General features: G+C 24.8%; 3 protein-coding genes. 2 read left to right on the top strand and 1 reads right to left on the bottom strand.

All coding sequences use genetic code 11. The annotated features are described in order from the left end of the window. On the top strand, nt 1–268 hold a 268-nt coding region (locus CD152_RS11985), incomplete at its 5' end, for a hypothetical protein (RefSeq protein ID WP_205757049.1). Nucleotides 269–579: 311 nt separating this feature from the next. Here the strand turns inward: CD152_RS11985 and CD152_RS12265 are convergent. Continuing rightward, complete coding sequence (locus tag CD152_RS12265) at nt 580–780, bottom strand: tyrosine-type recombinase/integrase (protein WP_414738670.1); 201 nt, start codon at nt 778–780, stop codon at nt 580–582. Nucleotides 781–1,250: 470 nt separating this feature from the next. Between CD152_RS12265 and CD152_RS10620 the strand changes: the two genes are divergently transcribed. Then, nucleotides 1,251–1,511: hypothetical protein (locus CD152_RS10620; RefSeq protein WP_146034112.1), on the top strand; the 261-nt coding region annotated here is incomplete at its 3' end.

Genomic DNA, 1,511 nt, shown 5'->3' with positions numbered 1-1,511 from the left:
ATGTAAAGTTTTCAATAGAAGATCAGACATATATAATTATCCAATGAAATTTGTTCTTGTTTATTCTAAAGAAAAATATGATGAAAAAATTAATAAAATTTCAGAAAGATCAAATAGACAAGCTAGGTTTAGGTACACTTATAGAAATCATCAAGCATTATTAGAAAAAATGAATCAATATAAAGGTCATCCATTCAAAGATATAATACTAATTTCAAATGAAGATTTTGATGATCAATTTGTTCCTCAATTATTAAAGAACTCTTAGAAAACCAATGAATTATTTCGTTGTTTATTTTTTAGTTTAATACATACTATTGCAATCAAATGTGAGTTTGATACTCAGCCCAAATTTAGACTGAGTGTATACTTTTATATTTAGAAAACGCACATTTAGGTTGTATAAGCAGAACAACCAATACGCTCACGTTTGAGCTTATTTAATTATTATAAGGGCGAAATATCGGCTATATAATATATTTATTATTCCTAATTTTCATAAATAGTTATCGAGCCTAAATGTGGACTCTTTAAATTATGAAAAACATAAATATAAAAAATGACCTGCAATAAGCCATGTTATGAAGTAAGTGATATTAAATTTAGTTTTTCAAATAAATCCTGTTCCATATTTTTAGTTTCATGTGAATACACATGTAAAGTTGTTTTATGGTCAATATGTCCAACATGATCCATAATAGCTTTTAAGGGTATACCCATTTGTGAAATGGTAGATATAGGTGTATGACGTAAAGTGTGCGTTGTAATACTCTTGTTTATTTTTGAGGGTATTTATCATTATCTTTAATGAAATGCACTGTATCGGCTAATTTTTGATTAATTTTGTTAGTGTATACTGGATCACCTATACTATTTGTAAATACAAAACTGTTATCTTTATAATTTTCTTCCTACTGCATATACTTTTTATTTTCTAATATTACATTGTATAATATTCAATAAATTAAACTGCAGATCTAAAAATATTATAAATAAGGTGATTGTGTCATTAAATATATGCTTTTATAATATTCCCTATAATTAAAGTATTTAATTGACTTTAGCAATTTTCTGTATTTTGCATAAAAATCTACCTGACTTAGCTAATACATAAGTCAGGTTTAATTTTAATCATTTGGTAATAAAAGAGATAATATAATACGAGTTATTCTATGTAAAATATACCTATACAGTTTTTGAAAATTATTTGTTGATAAAATAGCTGATTTTTATTGAGAGGTGAATTCATTTTGTCTATTAAAGCATATGATAAAAGGGGAAATGAAGTTTATGCTAGTGACTTAATAGATTATGATAAACAAGATACTTTTACTTGTATTGGTTGCAATGCAAATCTAAGTTTAATTATTAGTTCTAAATCTGAAAAGATAAATCATTTTGCTGTTAGAGGAAATAATAAACATAAAGATGGATGCGATTATAGTTTTAGTATGAAATATAATATTATTGATACAGAATTTAATATCAATTCATTCTTCGGTTCTATTCTA

The organism is Macrococcoides caseolyticum (assembly GCF_002902665.1).
In the GTDB taxonomy this organism is placed as follows: domain Bacteria; phylum Bacillota; class Bacilli; order Staphylococcales; family Staphylococcaceae; genus Macrococcoides; species Macrococcoides caseolyticum.
The sequence above is the reverse complement of the archived record's forward strand: the minus strand, read 5'-3'. Positions and strand labels throughout refer to the sequence as shown.